This window comes from Streptomyces sp. NBC_01571, from assembly GCF_026339875.1.
GTDB lineage: Bacteria > Actinomycetota > Actinomycetes > Streptomycetales > Streptomycetaceae > Streptomyces.
In genome coordinates this window covers 5,934,923-5,957,022 of sequence record NZ_JAPEPZ010000001.1, presented here as the reverse complement: position 1 = coordinate 5,957,022, position 22,100 = coordinate 5,934,923, and the positions used below count along the sequence as shown (strand labels likewise).

The window sequence follows — 22,100 nt, the reverse complement described above, 5'->3', positions numbered from 1 at the left end:
CCGGAAAGGACGCGGAAGAATCCCGTAACCAAACGGACATCACGCACCCTAGTCCGAAACAACTCCCCCTTTTTACACTGGTATTGATACACCTCACAGCAGCACAGGCAGGACCGGACCGCGCCAGGGGGAGATGCGGTGCACAGAGGGCTGCACGGACGCGGGGCGCTGTTCGACACCGACCCGCCCGGTCTCGCTTCACGTCTCGTCGGGCTGCGCCCGTACCAGCTGCGCTCGGCCCCCGTCGAACACCCGAAGGAACTGCCCTTCGTGGTGTTCACGGGCGGCCGGGGCCTGGGCAGGAGCGCGGTACTGCGCGAGCTGCGGGACGCCTACCGCGGCCATACGCCGGTCGCGCTCGTCGACGGCGAGGAGCGGCAGTTCTCCGCTCCCGCGCCCGAGCGGCCCGCGGAGTCCTGGTCGCCGGTCGGGCAGGCGCTCACCACGATCGCCGAGCAGCTCGCCGAGCCGGTGACCGGCGCGGGGCGGATCGGCTTCCCGCGGCTGGCCTCCGGGCTGCTCGCGGTGGCGGCGGGCGGCTGGAGCGACCGCGACGTGCCACGCATCCGGCAGGAGGCGGAACGCATCCTGCTCCTGAACGAGACGGGCTCACGCCTGTCGGGCTTCGCGGGCCGCTGGGTGAGCAAGGTCGTCGCCAAACTCATCGCCTCGATGAGCAGTACGGGCCCGGTCGTGGAGCCGATCATCGAGGCGACCCTGGAGGCCTTCGCCGAGGGGATCGCCCCCACCCACCGCAGACTGCGCAGGGCCGCCACCTGGTACCGCGACTACCCGAACGCGGGCGGCAACGCCAAGCTCGGACTGATCCTGCTCTCCGCGCACTTCCGCGCCGGCGGCGACTCCCGCACGCACGCCGAACGCCATCTCGTACGGGCCCTGCTGGCCGATCTCGACGACGCGTACGCGGGGGTCATGCAGCGCTCGCACCGGCTGGGCCGCCCGGTCGTGCTGATCGACAACGTGCGGGAGCCGGCCGGCCTCGGCCTGCTGGAACCCGTGCTGCGCGACCGCGCCGACGGCATCGCCGACCAGGTCGTCTTCTTCGCCGCCCTGCGCGGGGACACCCACCCGGCGCTCCGCAACGCGGGCCGGCGCACCCTCCCCGAGGTGGTCCGGCACACCGGCTGGGAGCCGGGCACCTCGCCGTCCTCGCGGGCACTGCTCCTCTCGCTGCCGCCCCTGACCCCGGACGACACCCTGCACCTGCTGGGCGCCACCGCCCAGGGCCTGGACGTACCGCCGCACCTCCCGCACGCGACCCACCGGCTGACCGGGGGCAGCCCGCTCGGCGTGACCCTGCTCTCGGAGTCCGCCCGGCAGAACCTGCCGCGCGGAGCCGCCTCGCTGGGCGCGTTGCTCACCGCGGACGTCGTCGTCCACGAGGACCACGACGGCCGCCCCGCGTATCTGGAACTGCTGGACCGGCTGGTGCCCGGCGGCCGGCTCGACGAACTGACCGTGCTCGCCGCCGCCCACGACCGCGACTCGGCGTGCGCCCTCGCGGAGGTCCAGCTCCCGGACGACTTCGGCGCCTCGGGCGTCCTCGACCTGGAGGAGCGGCTCGCGCGGGAGGGCCTGCCCACGGCCGCCGGGCAGTTCGTGGGCGATCCGTTCCTGCGCGCGCTGCTCCTGCTGCGCCTGCACCACGGTGACCCGGACCACGAGCGGTGGCGGGCCGTGCACCGCACCCTCGTCGACCACTACGGCGACGAGGACCTGCCCGACCGGGACCGCTACCGGCTGCACCACGAACTCGCGCTGGGCAAGGCGGACTTCGCGGTGGCGCATCTGCGCGACACCTTTCCGCGCGCCGACACCGGGAGCTGGCTCGCGACGCTGCTCTTCATCGCGTCCGCGCCGTACTACCACGCGCACGATCCGGACGGCCGGGACGCCGACAGCCACGCCGGCCACGACGACCGGGCGTCGATCGCACTCGGACGCACGGACGCGGCCCAGCGGCCGCCGGACAGCGTGGACGCCGTACTGCATCTGCGGGTACGACGGCTGCTGCACGCCGTCTGGCAGCTGACCGATCCGCTGGTGCTGCCGGACCCGAAGGTGGGCGAACGGCTCCGCTTCGAACTGGAGCAGCTGTCGAACCTGCGGTCCGCGGGCAACCCGCTGCTGTGGCGGGCCTCGCGGGAGTGGCCGTCGGACGCGCTGGCCGGACGCCCGCTGCGCGTCCCGGCCGACGACGAGAACGGGACCGGGGGCCAGGGATGACACGGGACGGGGACCGATGATGGCGCGTTGGTGGCGGTGGCTGCGCGAGGACGTCTGGGAGATCCGCTTCCGCCGGTACGTGGCGCTGACCCTGGCCGCCGTCCTCGCGGGACTCGGCATCTGGGGCGGTATGACGGCCACCAAGGAGAATCGGTCCTGCGCCCCGGGCGTCGTCCGGCCCGAGGGCAGTCGCGAGTGCGTGGGTGTCTCGTGGTCCGCGTACGCCTTCGGCCGGCCGCGGTTCGCCGACACCGTACGGGCCATCCACCGGGAGAACGCCCGTCTGGAGCCCGGCAGTTACGTCACCGTCGCCCTGCTGGAGCCCTTCACCGCGACCGACGCCGACATCCTGGCCGACGTGCTGCACGAACTCCAGGGCGCCTATCTGGCCCAGTACCAGGCCAACCACGACACCACAGGGCTGAAGCCGAAGATCCGCCTGGTGCTGGCCAACCCCGGTTCCACCGGCACGTACTGGCAGTACACGGTCGACCGGCTGGAGCGTATGGCGAAGGGACCCGACCGGCTGCGCGCGGTGACCGGGGTCGGGCAGAGCACCGACAACAACAAGAAGGCGGTCGCGGAGCTGACCGCCCGGGGCATCCCGGTGATAGGGAGCTCGATCAGCGCCGACGACCTCGCCAACGGACAGCACGGCAAGGACCCCTTCCCCGGCCTCGCCCGCGTCTCCCCCACCAACACGGACGAGGCCCGTGCCCTCGCCTCCTTCGCCAAGGTCTCGGCCGTCAACGCCTTCCTGGTCTACGACCGGACGGGCGACCCGTACACGCGCACGCTGCAGGGGTCCTTCGAGAAGATGCTCACGGGCTCGCGCTACGAGGCCCAGCCCTTCACTCCCCCCGCCGACCGCAGCAAGGAGGGCAGCACCTCCAACGTCTTCGCGCAGATCACCAACATCCTGTGCAACACCCCGGCCAGTACCGACACCGTCCTGTTCGCGGGGCGCCACACCCAACTGCGCCAGTTCATCAACACGCTGGGCCAGCGCGGCTGCCACGACCGCCGGTTCACCGTGCTCACCGGCGACGAGGGTTCGTACCTCGCCGGCGACAAGGACCTCGACCCGGCCGCCCTGAAGGACCCGCTGCTGACCGTGCGGTACACGGCTCTCGCCCACCCGGACGCCTGGCTGAGGGACTCCGCGAGGACCGGGGGCGGCGCGGCCGACGCGGAAGCGCTCCGGGCGCTGCTGGCCCGCGCCACGAAGGAACCGGTCGGTCCCGTCGGCCCGATCGCCCTGGACGACGGCCAGCTGATCATCGCCCATGACGCCATGCGGCTCGCCGTGCGAGGCATCCGCGGGGCGTCGCCGACCGGGAGGATCCCGGCCCTCGCGGACGTGGGGCTCCAGTGGCCGCAGGTCAAGGGCAGGGAGCTGCGGGTGAACGGGGCGAGCGGGTGGATCTGTCTGGACGCCCACGGCAATCCGTACGACAAGGCCGTACCGATCGTGCAGCTGACCCCCGAGTCCCACGCCCGCTTCGTGAAGATCGCCTGGCCGGAGGGAAAGCCGCCGGCGAAGGAGTGCCTGCCGCCGTCGTAGCCGGGCCGGGGAACTAGGGCGTGTTGCGAAAGTCCCGTCGTCCGCCCGGAGGGCGGGCCTCGCGGCGTCCGGTGCGTGCTCTCGGCGTGCCGGGCGGAAGCCCGCGTACTGGACGTACCCGGGTTTTCGCCCGGTGCGGCGAGAGTGCGTGCCAGGCGCCGCGAGGCAGGCGGGACTTTCGCAACACGACCTAGGCCGTCAGCAGGGTCAGCAGCCGTTCGAAGCGGATCTGCCACGGCCCGGGCTCGTAGTCGCCCTCGTACTCATGGGTGAACCGGACGGTGGTGCCGGAGCCGGTGTCGTCCGGCGGCGCGGGTTCCAGGTGGAACCGGACCCGGCCGCGGCTCTCCATCGTGTACTCGGCGACCCGCTCCACGTCCCAGGCGGTGATCCGGCCGACGCCCAGCCCGCGCAGGTCGACCGTCCCGCCGAGCCGCGGCTCGAACACCTCCGCCCGCGCCAGCCACCCCACCAGTCCCTCGGGGGTGGCCATCGCCGTCCACACCTTCTCCACAGGCTGGGGAAGACGCAGCAGCCAGTGCCGTACGTGCGTGTCCCCCCGGGTCTCGACGGCTCCCTCTTCGATGGTTCCGGTCATGACACCAGCGTGGCCCGCGGCGGAGGGTTCCGCACCCGTGGTCACGACGGTACGGAGGTCAGACGCCGGCGTAGGAGTGCTTGCCGGAGACGAAGATGTTGACGCCGTAGTAGTTGAAGAGGAAACACGCGAAGGCGATCAGCGCGATGTACGCGGCCTTGCGGCCCTTCCAGCCGGCCGTGGCACGGGCGTGCAGATAGCACGCGTAGGCGACCCAGGTGATGAACGCCCAGGTCTCCTTCGGGTCCCAGCCCCAGTAACGGCCCCACGCGTCGCCCGCCCAGATCGCGCCCGCGATGATCGTGAAGGTCCACAGCGGGAAGACGGCGGCGTTGACCCGGTAGGAGAACTTGTCGAGGGAGGCCGAGGAGGGCAGCCGCTCCATGACGGAGGTGGCGAAACGTCCCGGCTGCCCACCGGTGGCCAGCTTGTTCTCGTAGGAGTCCTTGAAGAGGTACAGCAGGGTGCCGACCGCGCCCACGTAGAAGATCGCGCCGCAGAGGATCGCGGTCGAGACGTGGATGTAGAGCCAGTACGAGTGGAGGGCGGGGACGAGCTGGTCGCTGGCGGTGTACAGGACGGTGACGGCGAGACCGAGGTCGAGCAGGACCGTGGTGACCAGGGGCAGGCCCAGCCAGCGGATGTCCTTCCGCGCCAGCAGGAACGCCAGGTACACGGTCACGGCGACGGTCGAGAAGGTGATGCTGAACTCGTACATGTTGCCCCACGGCGCACGCTGCACCGACAGGGCGCGGGCCACCACGCCGGCCGTCTCGACGGCCCACGCGACCACGGTGAGGGACACCGCGATACGGCCGTACAGGTCGCCCTGCTCGTCCCCGCCGTGCGCTCCGGGACCGTCGGGCACGTCGCGGGAACCTGTCGCGGACCGGGTGACGACCTGCGGCCGCTCCAGGACCGCGGTACCGCCCGCCGACTTCACGGTGACCGCGGGAGCCGCCGCCTTCGGTTCGGAGGTGAGCGCGGCCGCCGTGCGGGCGACCTTGCTGCGGCTGCCGAAGATCCACTCGGCGATGTGCGCGAAGAAGGCCAGCGTGTAGACGGCCATCGAGGAGTAGACCAGCGTGTTGCTGACGTTGGCGAGGTGTTCGTTGGTTGCGGTGGCGAGAGTCACTGCTTCTCAGCCCCTTCGGCGGCAGGTACGGCGTGGGGATCGGGGTCGGTGGTGTCCGAATCGGCGTCCGGCTCGGCTTCGGGGTCCGCCCCGGCGTCGGGGCCCGCTCCGGCTTCGGAGTCGGTCCCCGCGTCGGGATCGTCGGTCTTGGTGGGTGCCTGTTCGTGCACGAGCGCGGCCAGGTCGCCGAGCTCCTCGGGGAGCTTCGCGGACTCGCTGCGGCCCAGGCCCGCCATCTCCACGACGGTCGCACCGTCCGCGCCCGTGGTGGCGCGCACCCAGACCCGGCGGCGCTGGATGAAGAGCGAACCGGCGAGACCGAAGATCGCCGTGAAGGCTCCGGCGAGCGCCCAGTCACTGCCGGGCTGCTGGGTGACCTGGAAGTTCGCCCACTGCTTGACGCCCTTGTCGAAGGTGATCGAGCCGGCACCGTCGGGCAGCTTCATCGTCTCGCCGGGCAGCAGACGCGCCTTGAGGATGTTGCCCTTCGCGTCCTTGAACTGCTTCATCTTGGACGTGTCGAGCTGGTACACGTTCTGCGGGATGCCCGCGTCGACCCCCAGGCTGCCGTGGTATCCGGACAACGCGAGCACGGGGAAGTCGAGCGCGGGGAACTGCGAGAACATCGTGCCCTTGCCCGCGCCCGCGAAGGTCGGCACGAAGAACGCGGAGAAGCCGAGCTGTTCGGCCTGCCCCCGCGCGTTCCGGTAGCCGTCCATCACCTTGATCGCGCCCTGCGAGGTGACGTTCGAGTCGAGCGGCAGCATCGGCACCGCGTCGTGGAAGACGACGTCGCCCTTGCCGTTGCGGACCGTGACGACCGGCGCGTAGCCGTGGGCGGTGAGGTAGACCTTCGAGTCACCGATCTTCAGCGGCTCGTTGACCTTGACGATGGTCTTCCGGTCCTTGCCGTAGGCGCCCACGCTGTAGGTGACGGCCGCCTGGTACGTCCGCGGGGTGCCCTTGTTGGGACCGGTCCGCTCGTAGGTACCCGTGAACTTCTTCAGGTCGAAGCTGAACGGCGTGAGGTCGTCGCTGCCGAAGAGATTGCCCGACTTGAAGTCGTCGTACTGCGAGAGCGTGTTGGAGAAGCCGTCGCCCTCGACGATCAGCTTGTTGCCCTCGGACTTGAAGAGCTGGCCCCAGGCGAAGGCGACGAGCATCACGACGAGCGCGACGTGGAAGAGCAGGTTGCCGGTCTCGCGGAGGTAGCCCTTCTCGGCGGCGACGGCGTCCTTCTCGACGTGCGCCCGGAAGCGGCGCCGCCCGAGCACCTGGAGCGCGGCCTCGCGGACCTGCTCCGGCTCGGCGGCGGTGCGCCAGGTCGCGTACGCGGGCAGCCGGTCCAGCCGCTTCGGCGCGCCCGGCGGACGGCCGCGCAGCTGCCCCACGAACTGCCAGGTGCGGGGCACGATGCAGCCGATGAGGGACACGAAGAGCAGGATGTAGATCGCCGAGAACCACACCGAGCCGTAGACGTGGAAGAGGCCCAGCCGGTCGTAGACCGGACCGAGGATCGAGTGCGCGTCCTTGAAGTCCGCGACCTTCTGCGCGTCGGTCCCGGACTGCGGGATCAGCGACCCGGGGATCGCGCCGAGCGACAGCAGGAAGAGCAGGATCAGCGCGACCCGCATGGAGGTCAGCTGCCGCCAGAACCAGCGCGCCCACCCGACGACCTCACGGCCGGTCCACGCCAGCGCCCCGACCGGACCGGGCGACCGCATCCCGCCGAACGAACCGGGTACGGCCGTGTCGACGGGCGCCGTGGACAGCTGGGATCCGGCCTCGCCGAGTTCACCGTCGGCGCTCACCCCGATGTGCCGCTTGGCGGCCGCCGGTTCCGCCGCCGTCCTACCGGTGCCGTCGTCGGTATCGGTGTCGGTCGTGCTCATCGATCAGATCCCTACCGTGAAGCCGTTGGACCACGTCTGCATCTGCTGCACCAGACTGTCCCAGGCACCCGTCAGCAGGAGCACACCGGTCACGATCATCATGGTGCCGCCGATGCGCATGACCCAGACATAGTGGCGCTTGACCCAGCCGAAGGCGCCGAGCGCCTTGCGGAAGGCGACGGCGGCGAGCACGAAGGGCACGCCGAGTCCGAGGCAGTACGCGACGGTCAGTATGGCCCCGCGGCCCGCGCTCGCCTCGTTGGAGGAGAGTGCCAGCACGGAGGCGAGTGTCGGGCCGATGCAGGGCGTCCAGCCGATCCCGAACAGCGCGCCGAGGAGAGGTGCCCCGACCAGACCCGCCACCGGCCGCCGGTGGAAGCGGAACTCGCGCTGGGTCAGCCAGGGCATCATGCCCATGAAGAAGACGCCCATCAGGATCATGAGCACGCCGAGCACCTTGGACAGAGCGCCCTGCTGCTCGTACAGCGTCGACCCGAAGTACCCGAACAGCGCACCGCCGGAGACGAACACGGCGGTGAAGCCGAGCACGAACAGGCTGGCGCCCGCGACCATCCTCCCCCGTCTGGCCTCCGCCAGGTCGGTGCCGGTGACACCGGTGACGTACGACAGATAGCCCGGTACGAGCGGCAGCACGCACGGCGAGAAGAAGGAGACGAGCCCGCCGAGCACGGCAACGGGCAGGGCGAGCAGCAGGGCACCGCTGTACACGGTGCCGTTCATTCCGTCGGCGGAGGCGGCGAGAAGGGACACGTCGCGTCACTTCTCCGCGATGATCGGGTCGAGCATCTCGCGCAGCTTGTCCTCGCTGAGGGCCTGCAGCGTCCGCGCCGCGACCTTCCCGTCCCGGTCGATGACGAGCGTGGAGGGAATCGTCTGCGGGTTGAGCGTGCCCTTCTTGAAGCGGAGCATCAACTTGCCCGTCGGGTCGTACAGGCTGGGGTACGTGACCCCGAACTCTTTCTCGAACGCGTGGGCGAGCGAGGTCTCGGAGTCACGGGTGTTGATGCCGACGAACTGCACGCCCTTCGCCTCGGTGTCCTTGGCGACCTTGACGAAGTTCGGCGCCTCGGCACGGCACGGCGGGCACCAGGAACCCCACATGTTCAGGACGACGACCTTGCCCTTGTAGTCCGCGACGTCGAGCTTCTTGCCGTCGACGGTCGCGCCGGAGAGGTCGGGGGCGTCGGCCCGGGAGCCCTTCGCCACAGTGGAGATGCCGTCCTTGCCCGCGACGAAGTTGCTGTTGCCCGATCCCCCGGAGGTCCCCCCGGATCCGCATGCGGACAGGACGAGCGTGGCGGCGGCGGCCCCGGCGGTGAGCAGGGCGACGCGGCCACGGGTGCGGTTCGAGCGTTGTTCTGCGCGACAGGCGGCACTCATGTGAAAAGTTTCGCATGCCCGTTTCGGGGATCTTCCGCACCCCCCTTGCGGGCGGAAAACACCATTTCAGGTGGCGCTCCCCGACGCGCTGGACGAGGACGTGGCGGATGCGCCGCCGGCCCCCTTGCCCGTGTCGCCCAGGAACGTCTTCCAGCCGCCGGCCGGCCGCTGACCCACGTCCAGGGTCTGCAGCTTGGCCACGATCTCGGGCGGCTGCACGTCCAGCCAGTCCACGAACTGCCGGAAGGAGACGAGCCGCACGTCCTCGCCCTTCTCCTTCTCCCGCGCGATGTACTTGAAGGCCTGCTCGACGGCGTCCATGTAGATGCCGCCGTTCCACTCCTCGAAGTGGTTGCCGATGAAGAAGGGCGCCCGGTTCGACTCGTACGCCCGCCGGAATCCGGCGATGTAGGCCTCGGCCGCCTGCTTGCGCCAGCCCGGGTAGTTGTACGACGGCGCCTTCGTCGAGTTGACCGACTGGTTGGCGAGCATGTTGTAGTCCATGGACAGGACTTCGAAGCTGTGGCCCGGGAACGGGACGGCCTGCAGCGGGAGGTCCCACAGCCCCTGGTTCTTCTGCGGCCAGCGCTGGCGTCCGCCGGGCGAGGAGGCGTCGTAGCGCCAGCCGAGTTCCTTGGCGGTCGGCAGCAGGTTGTTCTGGCCGAGCAGACAGGGGGTCCGCCCGCCTATGAGTTCCTTGTCGTAGTCAAACGGCAGCGAGGGCAGATCGTGCCAGCCCGTGTTGGTCCGCCACTCCTTGACGAAGGACTTGGCCTGGTCTATCTCGCTGCGCCACTGGGCCGGCGTCCAGTTGGCGACGGTGCCGTGGCCGGAGCAGAAGTGGCCGTTGAAGTGCGTGCCTATCTCGTGGCCGTCGAGCCAGGCCTGCCGGACGCCTCCGAGGGTCGCCTTGACGTGATCGTCGGCGAGGTAGCCGATGTCCGAGGCGCCGCGGGGGTTGTTCGGCGGCAGGTACTTGCGCTTCTTCGACTCGGGCAGCAGATAGAGCCCGGAGAGGAAGAAGGTCATGTGCGCGTCGTGTTCCTCGGCGAGCCGCAGGAACCGGGAGAAGAGGCCGGTCCCGACCTCCCCCGCACCGTCCCAGGAGAAGATCACGAACTGCGGAGGGGTCTCGCCGGGCTCCAGGGGCACGGGGGCCTTGGGCTGCTTCGGCTGCTTGCCGGTGAAGGAGGTGGAGCCGTCGCCTATCGGGCGCGCGGTGGGCTCGGGGGCGCCGGTCCGGGACGGCTTACCGGAGGTACCCGGCCGTGAATCGCTCGCACCGTTGGCGGCGTCGTGGTCCGTGGTGCCGCACGCCGCCAGTCCGAGTGCCGCCGCGGCACCCGCCCCGAGGCCGATCATTCCCCTCCGGCTGATGTCCCGCATGCGGTCCCCATCTCCTTCGCGCCCTCTCAGCAGACACATAATGAGAGGGCACGAAGTGCGGATGGGTTCCGCCAACTCGCTCATATTGGTCGTATTTTACGAAGATCGATCCGAGTGACACACGACACAGTCACCGGATGTTCATATTCGGGGCCGGAGCAGGTGACTACGCGCCGAATGCCTTGCTCTTCCCCTTCACCGGCTTGGCACCCGCGAGGAGATGGGACGGGACGAGATCCCGGGCGGGCTCGCTGTAGCCGACGGAGACGATCTTGTCGCCGCGGTAGGTGAAGGTCGTGAGGGACGCCAGCGTGCACTGCCGCTTGCGCGGGTCGTGCCACAACCGCCGCCGCTCGACGAAGGAACGCACGATCCAGATCGGCAACTGGTGGCTGACCAACACCGCTTCATGACCGCGGGCCGCGTCCTTGGCGGCGTCCAGCGCCCCCATCATCCGGACGACCTGCTCCACGTACGGCTCGCCCCAGGACGGCTTGAACGGGTTGACGAGGTACTTCCAGTTCTCGGGCCTGCGCAGCGCGCCGTCGCCCACCCCGAAGGTCTTGCCCTGGAAGGTGTTCTCGGCCTCGATCAGCCGCCCGTCGGTGCCGAGGTCGAGTCCGTGCGCCTTGGCGATCGGCGTCGCGGTCTCCTGCGCCCGCTCCAGCGGGGAGGCGATGACCTGCGTGACGTCCCGCGACGCCAGGTGCTCGGCGACCCGGTCGGCCATCTGCCGCCCGAGCTCGGAGAGGTGGTACCCGGGCAGCCGCCCGTAGAGCACCCCGTCCGGGTTGGCGACCTCGCCGTGCCGCATGAGGTGGACGACGGTGATGTCCTGACGCCGACTCTCGCTCGTGCTCTCGCTCATGCCGTGGCCTCCGCCGCTGCCCGTGCCGCCGCCGGAAGGGCGTCGGCGATCCGCTGGATGGCCCGCTCGTCGTGGGCCGTGGACACGAACCACGACTCGAAGGACGACGGCGGCAGATAGACGCCCTGCGCCAGCATCGCGTGGAAGAACGCGGTGAACCGGAAGGACTCCTGCGCCTTCGCGTCCTCGTAGTCGCGCACCTCACGCCCGGTGAAGAAGACCGAGAACATGTTGGAGGCGTTCTGCAGCCGGTGCGCCACGCCCTCCTTGGTGAGTGCCTCCGTGACGAGCGCGCGGATCTGCGCGGAGACGGCGTCGACCGTCTCGTACGCGGCGTCGTCGAGCAGCCGCAGCTGCGCGAGTCCGGCGGCGGTCGCGACGGGGTTCCCGGAGAGCGTGCCGGCCTGGTAGACGGGCCCGGCGGGGGCCAGGTGCCCCATGACGTCCTTGCGGCCCCCGAAGGCCGCGGCCGGGAAGCCGCCGCCCATGACCTTGCCGAAGGTCATCAGGTCGGGCTTGACCCCGTCGATGCCGTACCAGCCCGACCTGCTGGTACGGAACCCGGTCATGACCTCGTCGGAGATGAACAGGGCGCCGTTCTTCGCGCAGGCGTCCTTGAGTCCCTGGTTGAAGCCGGGGCGCGGCGGCACGACACCCATGTTGCCGGGCGAGGCCTCGGTGATCACACAGGCGATCTCGCCCGGGTGCGCGTGGAAGGCGGCGTTCACGGCTTCGAGGTCGTTGTACGGAAGGACGATCGTGTCGCCGGCCTGCGCGCCGGTGACGCCGGGGGTGTCGGGCAGGGCGAAGGTCGCGAGGCCGCTGCCGGCCGCGGCGAGCAGGGCGTCCACGTGTCCGTGGTAGCAGCCGGCGAACTTGATGACCTTGGGCCGCCCGGTGAACCCGCGTGCGAGACGGATGGCGGACATCGTCGCCTCGGTCCCGCTGGAGACGAGCCGGACCTGCTCGACCGGCTCGACGCGGGCGACGATCTCCTCGGCGAGCGCGACCTCGCCCTCGCCCGGCGTACCGAAGGAGGTGCCGCGGGCGACGGCCTCCTGCACGGCGGCGACGACCTCCGGCCGGGAATGACCGAGGATCATCGGCCCCCAGGAACAAACGAGGTCGACGTATTCCCTCCCGTCGGCATCGGTCAGGTATGGACCGTTTCCGGACACCATGAAGCGGGGCGTACCGCCCACGGCGCGGAACGCGCGCACCGGAGAGTTCACGCCGCCCGGCGTGACGGCAGCCGCACGGTCGAAAAGAGTCTGCGAAACTGGGGCTTCGTACGGATAGCTCACACGGACCATGGTGTCAGAGGCTGCGAAGATCCTGCGGACAGGTGTTTCAGCGTACGTTTCGGCGTGCGGCCGTGGGGGAGGTCACTGTCACGATGATCGGGTTGCGTGGCGGGGGTCGCGCGCCTTAGAAAAGCAGTCGGGTGGAGATATGCATCGCGGTGGCGGACTGGGCGAGGGGACCGACGACCTCGGTCCTCGGCGTGCCCGGCGGGGGAAGCACCGGCGCGAGGCGGAGGAAGCCGAGGCACGGCAGGCACAGGGCACGCCGGGATCGCAGGGGTCACAAGGATCACAGGGCGATCCTGAGCGGATCGACTCGTCGGCCCGTATGGACGGTATGGACTACACGGACCGCGGGGCAGACCGGCTCAGGGCAGGAAGCGGGAATGGTGGCCGGGTGGGGGTGACGTACAAATACTTCGGCGCACCGGACGGCGCGACCGCGGCCCGGGTGCCGATCTCCATGCGCCCCGAGGAACTCGGTGGCGACGAGCTCGGCATGAACGGCATGTTCACCAAGATCAAGCCGGAGACGATGGCCGCGATGGTCCTCACCGGTATCGAGGGCGTCCCCCTGCACAAGGTGCCCCCGCTGGAACTTGTCGTCCTCCACCCCGACTACGCCGTCGTGAAGCTCCCCATGACCGTCGTCGACCCGCTCCGAGGCATCGGCGAGGAGGCGGTGGGCGCGGCCGCGTTCATCTGGTCGACGGTGCCGGACCGGGGCGGACCCCGGGACGCGTTCAACGTGTACCAGCTTCTCCACGAATGGCAGGATTTCAGCCACCGTCTGCACGAGGCGGGGCATCAGCCGTACTGCCTGGTGTGGCCCTGAGGCTCGTTCTCCGTTGACACAGGCGGGACTTCCGGAGTGACGACGGGCAGGACTTCCGGGTCCCGCCCGCACTGCTGCCGCCACCCGGCCGACGAGGCACCGGTTCCGGTCGCCGTCCCGGCACCGCCGGACCCTCGTCCACCGCGGTCCGGCGGTCCGCGGCGCTCCCACAAGAACCGGGTGAAGCCTCCGGCGTGGTCCATGTCGACTAAGGGGCACGTCAAACCGCGGGAAGCGACGCTCCCCCGTGCACCGACGCCCCTCGTACCCGCGGCACCTCGCCTCCCGGCTACCCGCTTCCCCTTCGCCGAACGCCCGGATTCTCAGAGGTTCAGCCGGTACGGCACCACACAGACGACCACGTCCGTACGGGCCCGCAGCACCGTGGCGAGCAGCAGGCCGCGCTGGTTCTGCAGGATCTGGTAACGGCGGTGAAGCGGTTCGACCTCCGGGATGAGGACGGCGATCTGCCGGCCTCCCTCGGCCGCCCGCCGGACATACTCGACGATCGGTTCCACCAGCGAGCGCTGCGGGCTGTCGATGACGTCCAGCCGTACCCCCGGGTTCCAGCGCTCCCAGCTCGCCCTGAGCGTACGGACCTTGGCCGGATCGCCGTACACGGCGACCGCGACGACCTCGTGGCCGAGGGAGAGGGCGGCCTGCAGCCCGTGCCGGGTGAGCCGGCTGACCTCGCTGACCGGGACGATGACCAGGGAGTCGGCGACGCTCAGCGGCGGCGGGATCTCGCCGAGCCCGAGTTCGCGACCGGCCTCCGTGTAGTAACGCTGGATGCGGGAGAACAGCAGCATCAGCAGCGGGATGGTGACGACCACCACCCAGGCGCCCTCCAGGAACTTGGTGGCCAGCAGGACGATCCCCGCCACGACGGTCAGGACGGCGCCGATCCCGTTGAGCGCGGCGTGCCGCAGCCAGCCGCGCGGCCGCTCCCCCGCCCAGTGCCGCACCAGCCCGATCTGGCTGATGCTGAATCCGATGAACACCCCGATCGCGAAGAGCGGGATCATGCGGTGGGTATCGGCGTCCACGGCGATCAGCAGCAGCGCCGCGAGCAGCGCGAGGGAGACCACTCCCCAGCGGTACACCGGGCGCTCCGCGCGCAGCCCGAAGAAGTGCGGCAGCCGGTGGTCCCTGGCGAGCAGGCTCATCAGGACGGGCAGTCCGCCGAAGCTGGTGTTGGCGGCCAGGGCGAGTGCCAGGGTGACGACGAGGTTCGTGGCGTAGTACGGCCATCCCGTCCCGTACGCGCCCGCCGTGAGCTGCGCCAGTACGGTCACGCCGCCGCGCGGGGCCACCCGGTCCCGCTGGATCAGCAGGGCCATGCCGATCAGCATCACGCCGAGCAGCGCGCCGAGCATCAGTTCGGTGCGCTGGGCCCGCTTGACGGGCGGATCGCGGAAGGAGGGCACCCCGTTGGCGATCGCCTCCACCCCGGTGAGCGCCGAGCAGCCGGAGGAGAACGCCTTGAGGAGCAGCAGGATGCCCAGGGCCTCGGTGGCGTGCACGGGGTGCGCGGTGCCCACGACGGCCACGGGGTGGCCGCGCAGCAGCCCGAGCACGACGATGCCGAGGATGCTCACGACGAACAGCGCGGTGGGCAGCATCAGCACCCGGGCGCTCTCGGCCACGCCCCGCAGGTTCACGGCGGTCAGCAGGGCGAGGCCGATCAGGCAGATCGCCAGCAGGTGCGAACCGAGGGAGGGGAAGGCGGAGGCGAGACTCGCGGCGCCCGCCGCCAGACTGACCGTCACGGTGAGCACGTAGTCGACGACGAGGCTGGCCGCCGCGAGCAGGCTGGTGGTCGGTCCCAGGTCCTTCTTCGCCACCGCGTACGCGCCGCCCCCGTCCGGATGGACGGCGATCACCTGCCCGTACGACACGACGAGCACCGCCAGCAGCGCGGCGATGACCAGCGTCACCGGCAGCGTGGCGGTCAGCGCGCCCGTCCCGGCGGCGACCAGGACGAGCACGATCGCCTCGGGTCCGTACGCCACCGAGCTGAGCGCGTCCAGGGACAGGGCGGCGAGCCCCTCGATGCTGGTCAGGCGGTACTTGTCGCCCTCCCCGTGTCGCAGGGGCACTCTCGGCCGCAGCTCGCGGCGGGCCAGTCCGTACGCCATCGGGACCTCGCGATACAGGGTGGTTTCACATGGTTCGTCCTGTCCGGAGTCAGTGTGGCGGGTCCACCTGGCCGCGAGCCGTCAAGGACGCGCCAGGCGGGGTGCGCCCGGGGAGGCCGCGCGGGCCTGTCGGCCGGGTTCGCTCGGTGGTCATCGCCTCGGCACGGACGGGTCGAACCACACCGCCCTGCCCGCGGGCCGGGCCGCCGTACGCGAGGGCGGGGCCGCTGCCCGGGCGCCCGTCCGTGAAGGCGCCGCCCCGCGCGCCCTCCTCGGCGCGTGGAACACGGGCCCCCCTCCGGCCCGTGAGCCACCCAGGTCTCAGTCCCCGGCCTCGAAGCGGTACCCCATTCCCGGCTCCGTGATGAAGTGGCGGGGATGGGACGGGTCGGCTTCGAGCTTGCGGCGGAGCTGGGCCATGTAGACCCGCAGGTAGTTGGTCTTGTTGCTCCGGGAGGCGCCCCACACCTCCTGGAGCAGCCGGCGCTGCGGGACGAGACGGCCGGGGTTGCTGACCAGGATCTCCAGCAGGTGCCACTCCGTGGGCGTGAGCCGGACGTCCCGCCCCGCGCGCCTCGCCTTCTTGGCCACCAGGTCGACGGTGAATTCGGCGGTGGTGACCACGTCGGAGCCGGGCAGGAGCGCCGGGCTCTCCGTGCGGCGGACGGCGGCGCGCAGCCGGGCGAGGAGTTCGTCCATGCTGAACGGCTTGGTGATGTAGTCGTCGGCGCCCGCGTCGAGCGCGGCGACCTTCTCGCCGGAGGCGCGCCGCGCGGACAGCACCAGGATCGGTACGCGGGTCCAGCCGCGCAACGCCCTGATGACGTCCACACCGTCCATGTCGGGCAGCCCGAGGTCGAGCACGACGGCATCGGGCTGCCGTACGGCCGCCAGCCGGAGGGCCGTGGTGCCGTCGGGCGCCGCGTCCACTCCGTACTGGCGGACCTGCAGGTTGATCACGAGCGCTCGTACGAGCTGGGGGTCGTCTTCCACGACCAGCACCCGGGTCATCGTCGATTCACTGACTCCCGGTCATTTCCCGGTCAGGGCCTTGAGCGCGATGTTGAGTTCGAGGACGTTGACGCGGGGTTCGCCGATGAAGCCGAGGGTGCGGCTGTCGGTGTGCTCGTCGACCAGCTTCTGCACCTGGGCGACGGACAGGCCGTTCTTCTCCGCGATCCGGTGGACCTGGATGTCGGCGTACTGGGGGGAGATGTCCGGGTCCAGGCCGGAACCGGAGGACGTCACCGCGTCGGCGGGCACGTCGGAGGGTTTGACCGTGTAGCCGTTCACCGAGTTGTCCTTGACGACGGCCTTCTTGGCGGCGGTCACCCAGTCGATGAGGTCCTTGTTGTCGCCCGACCGGTTCGTGGCGCCGGACAGGATCAGCTTGTACTGCGTGTTGACCGAGTTCGTCCCCAGACCGTTGGCGGGGCGTCCCTGGAACCACTTCAGGTCGGCGTCCGGCGTCTCCTGACCCTTCTTCAGCGGCAGGTTGTAGGACTGGCCGATCAGCGAGGAGCCGACGACCTTCCCGTCCGCCTTGATCTCCGAGCCGTTGGCCTTGTCGGAGAAGAGGCCCTGGGCGACGCCGGTGACGGCGAGCGGGTAGATCACCCCGCAGACGACGGTGAGGACCAGCAGGGCCCGCAGGCCGGCCCAGAGCAACCGGGCCGTGTTCGTAACCGAGTTGTTCATAGCGATCAGCCGATTCCGGGGATGAGGGAGATGAGCAGGTCAATGATCTTGATGCCGATGAAGGGGGCGATCAGGCCGCCGATGCCGTAGATCCCGAGGTTGCGCCGCAGCATCCGGTCGGCGCTCATGGGCCGGTACCGCACACCCCGCAGGGCCAGCGGCACCAGCGCGATGATGATCAGCGCGTTGAAGATGACCGCCGACAGGATCGCGGAGTCGGGCGAGGACAGGTGCATGATGTTCAGCTTGTCCAGGCCCGGGTAGACCGCCGCGAACAGCGCCGGGATGATCGCGAAGTACTTCGCGACGTCGTTGGCGATGGAGAACGTCGTCAGCGCGCCCCGGGTGATCAGCAACTGCTTGCCGATCTCGACGATCTCGATGAGCTTGGTCGGGTTGGAGTCGAGGTCGACCATGTTGCCGGCCTCCTTGGCGGCCGACGTACCCGTGTTCATCGCCACGCCGACGTCCGCCTGGGCCAGCGCGGGGGCGTCGTTGGTGCCGTCGCCGGTCATCGCGACCAGCTTGCCGCCGGCCTGCTCACGCTTGATGAGCGCCATCTTGTCCTCGGGAGTGGCCTCCGCGAGGAAGTCGTCGACGCCGGCCTCGTCCGCGATCGCCTTGGCCGTCAGCGGGTTGTCACCCGTGATCATGACCGTGCGGATGCCCATCCGGCGCAGCTCGTCGAACCGCTCGCGCATGCCCTCCTTGACGACGTCCTTGAGGTGGATCACCCCGAGGACGCGCGCGCCCTCGGTGTCCTCGACGGCCACCAGCAGCGGGGTACCGCCCGCCTGGGAGATGCGGTCGGAGAGGGTGGCGGCGTCCGCGGACACCTCGCCGCCCCGCTCCGAGACCCAGGCCACGACCGAACCGGCCGCACCCTTGCGGATCATGCGCCCGTCGACGTCCACACCCGACATCCGGGTCTGGGCGGTGAAGGCGATCCACTCGGCGCCCGCGAGTTCGCCCTGGTGGCGCTCGCGCAGCCCGTACTTCTCCTTCGCCAGGACGACGATGGAGCGGCCCTCGGGCGTCTCGTCGGCCAGCGAGGAGAGCTGGGCGGCATCCGCCACCTCCGCCTCGGTCGTGCCGGTCACCGGCACGAACTCCGAAGCCTGACGGTTGCCGAGCGTGATGGTGCCGGTCTTGTCCAGGAGGAGGGTCGACACGTCGCCCGCCGCCTCGACCGCACGGCCGGACATGGCCAGCACGTTGCGCTGCACCAGTCGGTCCATGCCCGCGATACCGATCGCCGAGAGCAGCGCGCCGATCGTCGTCGGGATCAGACAGACCAGCAGGGCCACCAGCACGACCATGGTCAGGTGCGTGCCCGCGTAGTCCGCGAACGGCGGCAGGGTCGCCACCGCGAGCAGGAAGACGATCGTGAGGGACGCGAGCAGGATGTTCAGCGCGATCTCGTTCGGGGTCTTCTGCCGGGCCGCGCCCTCGACCAGGGCGATCATCCGGTCGATGAAGGTCTCACCGGGCTTCGTCGTGATCTTGATGACGATCCGGTCGGAGAGGACCTTCGTACCGCCGGTCACAGCACTGCGGTCGCCGCCCGACTCCCGGATGACCGGAGCCGACTCACCCGTGATGGCCGACTCGTCGACGGACGCGACGCCCTCGACGACGTCACCGTCGCCGGGAATGATGTCGCCCGCCTCGCACACGACCAGGTCACCGACGCGCAGTTCGGTGCCGGGCACCTGCTCCTCGGCGGAGCCACTCAGGCGCCGCGCGACGGTGTCCGTCTTCGCCTTGCGCAGCGTGTCCGCCTGGGCCTTGCCGCGGCCCTCGGCCACCGCCTCCGCCAGGTTGGCGAAGATCACGGTCAGCCACAGCCAGGCGCTGATCGCCCAGCCGAACCAGTCGCCCGGGTCCTTGAAGGAGAAGACCGTCGTCAGGACCGAGCCGACCAGCACCACGAACATCACGGGCGACTTGACCATCACCCGCGGGTCGAGCTTGCGGAAGGCGTCCGGCAGCGACCTCAGCAGCTGCTGCGGGTCGAACAGACCCGCACCGACACGGCCTTCGTCGGACTTGTGGCCGGTCGGCACATCACTGTGCGGCGCCCGGGTCGGAGTGGCTGTGGACATCTCGTCCTCTTGGTTCGTTACGTCGGTGGTCATGACGCCAGCCCCTCGGCCAGCGGACCCAGCGCGAGCGCCGGGAAGTAGGTCAGACCGGTGATGATCAGGATCGCGCCCACCAGCAGACCGGTGAACAGCGGCTTCTCGGTGCGCAGGGTGCCCGCGGTGGCGGGGACCGGCTTCTGCTCGGCGAGCGAGCCCGCCAGCGCCAGCACGAACACCATCGGCAGGAACCGGCCCAGCAGCATCGCGAGACCGATCGTGCTGTTGAACCACTGCGTGTCCGCGTTCAGACCCGCGAAGGCCGAACCGTTGTTGTTGGCGCCCGAGGAGTAGGCGTACAGGATCTCGGAGAATCCGTGCGCCCCACTGTTGGTCATCGAGTGGCCCGGAGTGGGCAGCGCCATCGCCGCGGCGGTGAAGACGAGCACCAGAGCCGGGGTGATGAGGATGTAGCAGGCCGCGAACTTGATCTCACGGGTGCCGATCTTCTTGCCCAGGTACTCCGGGGTGCGGCCGACCATCAGACCGGCGATGAACACCGCGATGACCGCCATGATCAGGATGCCGTAGAGCCCGGACCCGGTACCGCCCGGCGCGATCTCGCCGAGCTGCATGCTCAAAATCGTGATGCCGCCGCCGAGACCGGTGAACGACGAGTGGAAGGAGTCCACCGCACCGGTCGAGGTCAGGGTCGTGGACACCGCGAAGATCGAGGACGCACCCACACCGAAGCGGCTCTCCTTGCCCTCCATCGCACCGCCGGCGATCTGGAACGCCGGGCCGTGGTGGGCGAACTCCGTCCACATCATCAGGGCGACGAAACCGACCCAGATCGTGGCCATGGTGGCGAGGATCGCGTAACCCTGCCTGAGCGAGCCGACCATCCGGCCGAAGGTGCGGGTCAGCGCGAACGGGATGACCAGCAGCAGGAAGATCTCGAAAAGGTTCGTGAACGGAGTCGGGTTCTCGAAGGGGTGCGCGGAGTTGGCGTTGAAGTAACCGCCACCGTTGGTGCCCACCTCCTTGATGGCCTCCTGCGAGGCGACCGCGCCGCCGTTCCACTGCTGCGAGCCGCCCATGAACTGGCCCACCGAGTGAATCCCGGAGAAGTTCTGGATCGCACCGCAGGCCACCAGGATGACCGCGGCCACCACCGAGAGCGGCAGCAGGATACGGATCGTGCCACGCACCAGGTCGGCCCAGAAGTTGCCGAGCTCACCGGTGCGCGAACGCGAGAAGCCGCGCACGAGCGCGACGGCCACCGCGATACCGACAGCAGCGGAGACGAAGTTCTGCACGGCCAGACCGGCGGTCTGCACGACGTGGCCCATGGCCTGCTCGCCGTAGTACGACTGCCAGTTGGTGTTCGTCACGAAGGACGCGGCAGTGTTGAACGCCTGGTCCGGGTCGATCGCGGAGAAACCGAGCGAGCCGGGCAGATGGCCCTGGAGCCGCTGCAGCAGATAGAGGAAGAGGACACTGACCGCGGAGAAGGCGAGGACACCACGCAGATACGCGGGCCAGCGCATCTCCGTGTTCGGATTGGCACCGATACCCTTGTAGATCCACTTCTCGACACGCCAGTGCTTGTCGGAGGAGTAGACCTTGGCCATGTAGTCGCCAAGCGGGATGTAGGCGAGAGCCAGCGCCGCTATCAGGGCGAGAAGCTGGAGCACGCCGGCGAGGACGGGACTCATGTCGAGACTCAGAACCTCTCCGGGAAGACGAGGGCGAGGACGAGATAGCCCAGCAGGGCGACGGCCACGACCAGGCCGACAATGTTCTCGGCGGTCACAGCTTCGTCACCCCCTTGGCGACGAGGGCCACCAGCGCGAACACCGCGATCGTGGTGACAACGAAGGCCACATCGGCCATCGTGAGCTCCTGGATGAGGTTCGGAATAATGGAACGGACGGGTAGAGGAAACCGCCTCTCTGGCCGATTTCGAGCGCCGTTGACGCCTCCTATACGGAGCCTCGTACGGCCTTGACGCAACCCATACGCGGGCCTCGGGCGGCGACGCCGGGACGGCGATCACCTCGGAACCGCCGGCTTCCCGGCCCTTGTCGCAACCCTGACGCCCCGGGCCGTCAGAGGCCCGTCAAGGCGGGGTGACCCCGGCCTTCGCGGTCTCTACCGTCGGTGCCATGGACCGCCGCGACCACACCCGCGACGCCCCCGCACCGGTACCGCACGGGGAACCGGCCGAGGTGGCGTACGACCGCCTCTGGGAAAGAGACCTGCGCAGCTCGCTCCGCTGCGCGGGCGCTCTCCTCGTCCTCCTGCTGCTGATCGACGGGGCCGCCGGCAGCCTCACCCCCGTACGCGCCGGGCTGTGGACCGCGCTCGCGGCACTGCTCCTCCTGGTGCTGTACCCCTCCCGGGTCGCCGCCGGCGAGGGCTGGCTGAGCACGCGCGGACCGCTGCGCGGGCACCGGGTGCGCACCGACCACCTGGTGTCGGTGCGCTGCCTGGACGGGGTCGGGCAGCGCCTCGTCCTGCGGGACGCCTTCGGCGCCCGTGCCGAGATCGACCCCCGCGTCCTGGTCGCCAACCCCCCGCTGTGGCACCGCCTCGACGAGGACGCCCGCCGCTCCGCCCACCGCGGCTCGCTGACCTGCGGGGAGACGGCCCTGCGCCGCGTCTCGGAGCGGATCGACCGCGAGACGGCACGGACGGTCTTCAGGGTGTCGGGGCTGGAGTGACGGCGGGGCCGGAGTGATATCGGCGCTGGACCCATGACGGGGCTGCCGTGATGTCGGCGCTGGAGTGATGTCGGCCCGGAACGGGGCCCGCGCCTCGCGAAGAACCGGCACGGACCGCCCCGCCCTCCTTGCTCCATCTGCACCTGCGCGGCGGGACCCTAACGGTCCCTTCAAGGCCCCCGGGCCGTTCGCCCTCCCCGTCCCGGACGCTCGCCCGGCTTAGTCTC

At 70.1% G+C, this 22,100-nt stretch carries 18 protein-coding genes; 4 read left to right on the top strand and 14 right to left on the bottom strand.

Annotated features, from left to right (window positions below; genetic code table 11):
- Positions 1-138 precede the first annotated feature (138 nt).
- Both OHB41_RS26910 and OHB41_RS26905 read left to right on the top strand, forming a co-directional pair.
- Positions 139-2,247: a hypothetical protein gene (locus OHB41_RS26910; protein ID WP_266700728.1), complete on the top strand. Its 2,109-nt coding sequence runs from the start codon at positions 139-141 to the stop codon at positions 2,245-2,247.
- 19 nt (positions 2,248-2,266) lie between these two features.
- Positions 2,267-3,811, top strand: a complete 1,545-nt coding sequence (locus tag OHB41_RS26905) for an ABC transporter substrate-binding protein (protein ID WP_266706159.1) — start codon at positions 2,267-2,269, stop codon at positions 3,809-3,811.
- Positions 3,812-4,001: 190 nt separating this feature from the next.
- Here OHB41_RS26905 and OHB41_RS26900 read toward each other — a convergent pair whose 3' ends face one another.
- From OHB41_RS26900 to hemL, 8 genes are all read right to left on the bottom strand, one after another.
- Complete coding sequence (locus tag OHB41_RS26900; RefSeq protein ID WP_266700727.1) at positions 4,002-4,409, bottom strand: SRPBCC family protein; 408 nt, start codon at positions 4,407-4,409, stop codon at positions 4,002-4,004.
- A 58-nt stretch (positions 4,410-4,467) separates the two neighbouring features.
- Entirely contained in the window at positions 4,468-5,544 is a 1,077-nt protein-coding gene (gene ccsB, locus OHB41_RS26895) for a c-type cytochrome biogenesis protein CcsB (protein ID WP_266700726.1), read from the bottom strand.
- Positions 5,541-7,436 (bottom strand): cytochrome c biogenesis protein ResB, encoded by a 1,896-nt coding sequence (resB, locus tag OHB41_RS26890; RefSeq protein WP_266700725.1) that lies wholly within the window; start codon positions 7,434-7,436, stop codon positions 5,541-5,543. The genes ccsB and resB overlap by 4 nt, the downstream gene beginning before the upstream one ends.
- Positions 7,437-7,439: 3 nt before the next feature.
- Positions 7,440-8,177 carry a cytochrome c biogenesis CcdA family protein gene (locus OHB41_RS26885; RefSeq protein WP_168533929.1) on the bottom strand — a complete coding sequence of 246 codons (738 nt, stop codon included), beginning with the start codon at positions 8,175-8,177 and terminating at the stop codon, positions 7,440-7,442.
- A 36-nt stretch (positions 8,178-8,213) separates the two neighbouring features.
- The gene (locus tag OHB41_RS26880; protein WP_266700724.1) at positions 8,214-8,837 is read right to left on the bottom strand and encodes a TlpA family protein disulfide reductase; all 624 of its coding nucleotides are present in this window, start codon (positions 8,835-8,837) and stop codon (positions 8,214-8,216) included.
- A 66-nt stretch (positions 8,838-8,903) separates the two neighbouring features.
- Entirely contained in the window at positions 8,904-10,223 is a 1,320-nt protein-coding gene (locus OHB41_RS26875) for a polysaccharide deacetylase family protein (RefSeq protein ID WP_266700723.1), read from the bottom strand.
- Positions 10,224-10,389: 166 nt separating this feature from the next.
- Positions 10,390-11,091: a histidine phosphatase family protein gene (locus OHB41_RS26870; protein ID WP_266700722.1), complete on the bottom strand. Its 702-nt coding sequence runs from the start codon at positions 11,089-11,091 to the stop codon at positions 10,390-10,392.
- The gene (gene hemL, locus OHB41_RS26865) at positions 11,088-12,404 is read right to left on the bottom strand and encodes a glutamate-1-semialdehyde 2,1-aminomutase (protein ID WP_266700721.1); all 1,317 of its coding nucleotides are present in this window, start codon (positions 12,402-12,404) and stop codon (positions 11,088-11,090) included. The genes OHB41_RS26870 and hemL overlap by 4 nt, the downstream gene beginning before the upstream one ends.
- Positions 12,405-12,543: 139 nt before the next feature.
- On the opposite strand from hemL, the gene OHB41_RS26860 reads away from it, so the two are divergent.
- Positions 12,544-13,230: a hypothetical protein gene (locus OHB41_RS26860; RefSeq protein WP_194280607.1), complete on the top strand. Its 687-nt coding sequence runs from the start codon at positions 12,544-12,546 to the stop codon at positions 13,228-13,230.
- A gap of 323 nt (positions 13,231-13,553) precedes the next feature.
- Here the strand turns inward: OHB41_RS26860 and OHB41_RS26855 are convergent, their stop codons facing one another.
- The 6 genes from OHB41_RS26855 to kdpF form a co-directional block, all read right to left on the bottom strand.
- Positions 13,554-15,368 carry an APC family permease gene (locus OHB41_RS26855; RefSeq protein ID WP_266700720.1) on the bottom strand — a complete coding sequence of 605 codons (1,815 nt, stop codon included), beginning with the start codon at positions 15,366-15,368 and terminating at the stop codon, positions 13,554-13,556.
- 321 nt (positions 15,369-15,689) lie between these two features.
- Entirely contained in the window at positions 15,690-16,379 is a 690-nt protein-coding gene (locus tag OHB41_RS26850; protein ID WP_266700719.1) for a response regulator, read from the bottom strand.
- Positions 16,380-16,400: 21 nt separating this feature from the next.
- Positions 16,401-17,066 carry a potassium-transporting ATPase subunit C gene (locus OHB41_RS26845; protein ID WP_266700718.1) on the bottom strand — a complete coding sequence of 222 codons (666 nt, stop codon included), beginning with the start codon at positions 17,064-17,066 and terminating at the stop codon, positions 16,401-16,403.
- Between the two features lie 5 nt (positions 17,067-17,071).
- Positions 17,072-19,204: a potassium-transporting ATPase subunit KdpB gene (kdpB, locus tag OHB41_RS26840; protein WP_266700717.1), complete on the bottom strand. Its 2,133-nt coding sequence runs from the start codon at positions 19,202-19,204 to the stop codon at positions 17,072-17,074.
- Positions 19,201-20,865, bottom strand: a complete 1,665-nt coding sequence (gene kdpA, locus OHB41_RS26835) for a potassium-transporting ATPase subunit KdpA (RefSeq protein WP_266700716.1) — start codon at positions 20,863-20,865, stop codon at positions 19,201-19,203. The genes kdpB and kdpA overlap by 4 nt, the downstream gene beginning before the upstream one ends.
- An 8-nt stretch (positions 20,866-20,873) precedes the next feature.
- Positions 20,874-20,963 (bottom strand): K(+)-transporting ATPase subunit F, encoded by a 90-nt coding sequence (gene kdpF, locus OHB41_RS26830; protein ID WP_033264828.1) that lies wholly within the window; start codon positions 20,961-20,963, stop codon positions 20,874-20,876.
- Positions 20,964-21,315: 352 nt separating this feature from the next.
- On the opposite strand from kdpF, the gene OHB41_RS26825 reads away from it, so the two are divergent.
- On the top strand, positions 21,316-21,873 hold the full coding sequence (locus OHB41_RS26825; RefSeq protein WP_266700715.1) for a hypothetical protein: 558 nt from the start codon (positions 21,316-21,318) through the stop codon (positions 21,871-21,873).
- Positions 21,874-22,100 lie beyond the last annotated feature (227 nt).

Excerpts from the sequence above, each read along its gene's own strand:
- OHB41_RS26905 (WP_266706159.1), top strand. The coding sequence starts at position 2,267 with ATGGCGCGTTGGTGGCGGTGGCTGCGCGAGGACGTCTGGGAGATCCGC.
- OHB41_RS26900 (WP_266700727.1), bottom strand. The coding sequence starts at position 4,409 with ATGACCGGAACCATCGAAGAGGGAGCCGTCGAGACCCGGGGGGACACG.
- resB (WP_266700725.1), bottom strand. The coding sequence starts at position 7,436 with ATGAGCACGACCGACACCGATACCGACGACGGCACCGGTAGGACGGCG.
- OHB41_RS26885 (WP_168533929.1), bottom strand. The coding sequence starts at position 8,177 with ATGAACGGCACCGTGTACAGCGGTGCCCTGCTGCTCGCCCTGCCCGTT.
- OHB41_RS26880 (WP_266700724.1), bottom strand. The coding sequence starts at position 8,837 with ATGAGTGCCGCCTGTCGCGCAGAACAACGCTCGAACCGCACCCGTGGC.
- OHB41_RS26875 (WP_266700723.1), bottom strand. The coding sequence starts at position 10,223 with ATGCGGGACATCAGCCGGAGGGGAATGATCGGCCTCGGGGCGGGTGCC.
- OHB41_RS26870 (WP_266700722.1), bottom strand. The coding sequence starts at position 11,091 with ATGAGCGAGAGCACGAGCGAGAGTCGGCGTCAGGACATCACCGTCGTC.
- hemL (WP_266700721.1), bottom strand. The coding sequence starts at position 12,404 with ATGGTCCGTGTGAGCTATCCGTACGAAGCCCCAGTTTCGCAGACTCTT.
- OHB41_RS26860 (WP_194280607.1), top strand. The coding sequence starts at position 12,544 with ATGCATCGCGGTGGCGGACTGGGCGAGGGGACCGACGACCTCGGTCCT.
- OHB41_RS26855 (WP_266700720.1), bottom strand. The coding sequence starts at position 15,368 with ATGGCGTACGGACTGGCCCGCCGCGAGCTGCGGCCGAGAGTGCCCCTG.
- OHB41_RS26850 (WP_266700719.1), bottom strand. The coding sequence starts at position 16,379 with ATGACCCGGGTGCTGGTCGTGGAAGACGACCCCCAGCTCGTACGAGCG.
- OHB41_RS26845 (WP_266700718.1), bottom strand. The coding sequence starts at position 17,066 with ATGAACAACTCGGTTACGAACACGGCCCGGTTGCTCTGGGCCGGCCTG.
- kdpB (WP_266700717.1), bottom strand. The coding sequence starts at position 19,204 with ATGACCACCGACGTAACGAACCAAGAGGACGAGATGTCCACAGCCACT.
- kdpA (WP_266700716.1), bottom strand. The coding sequence starts at position 20,865 with ATGAGTCCCGTCCTCGCCGGCGTGCTCCAGCTTCTCGCCCTGATAGCG.
- OHB41_RS26825 (WP_266700715.1), top strand. The coding sequence starts at position 21,316 with ATGGACCGCCGCGACCACACCCGCGACGCCCCCGCACCGGTACCGCAC.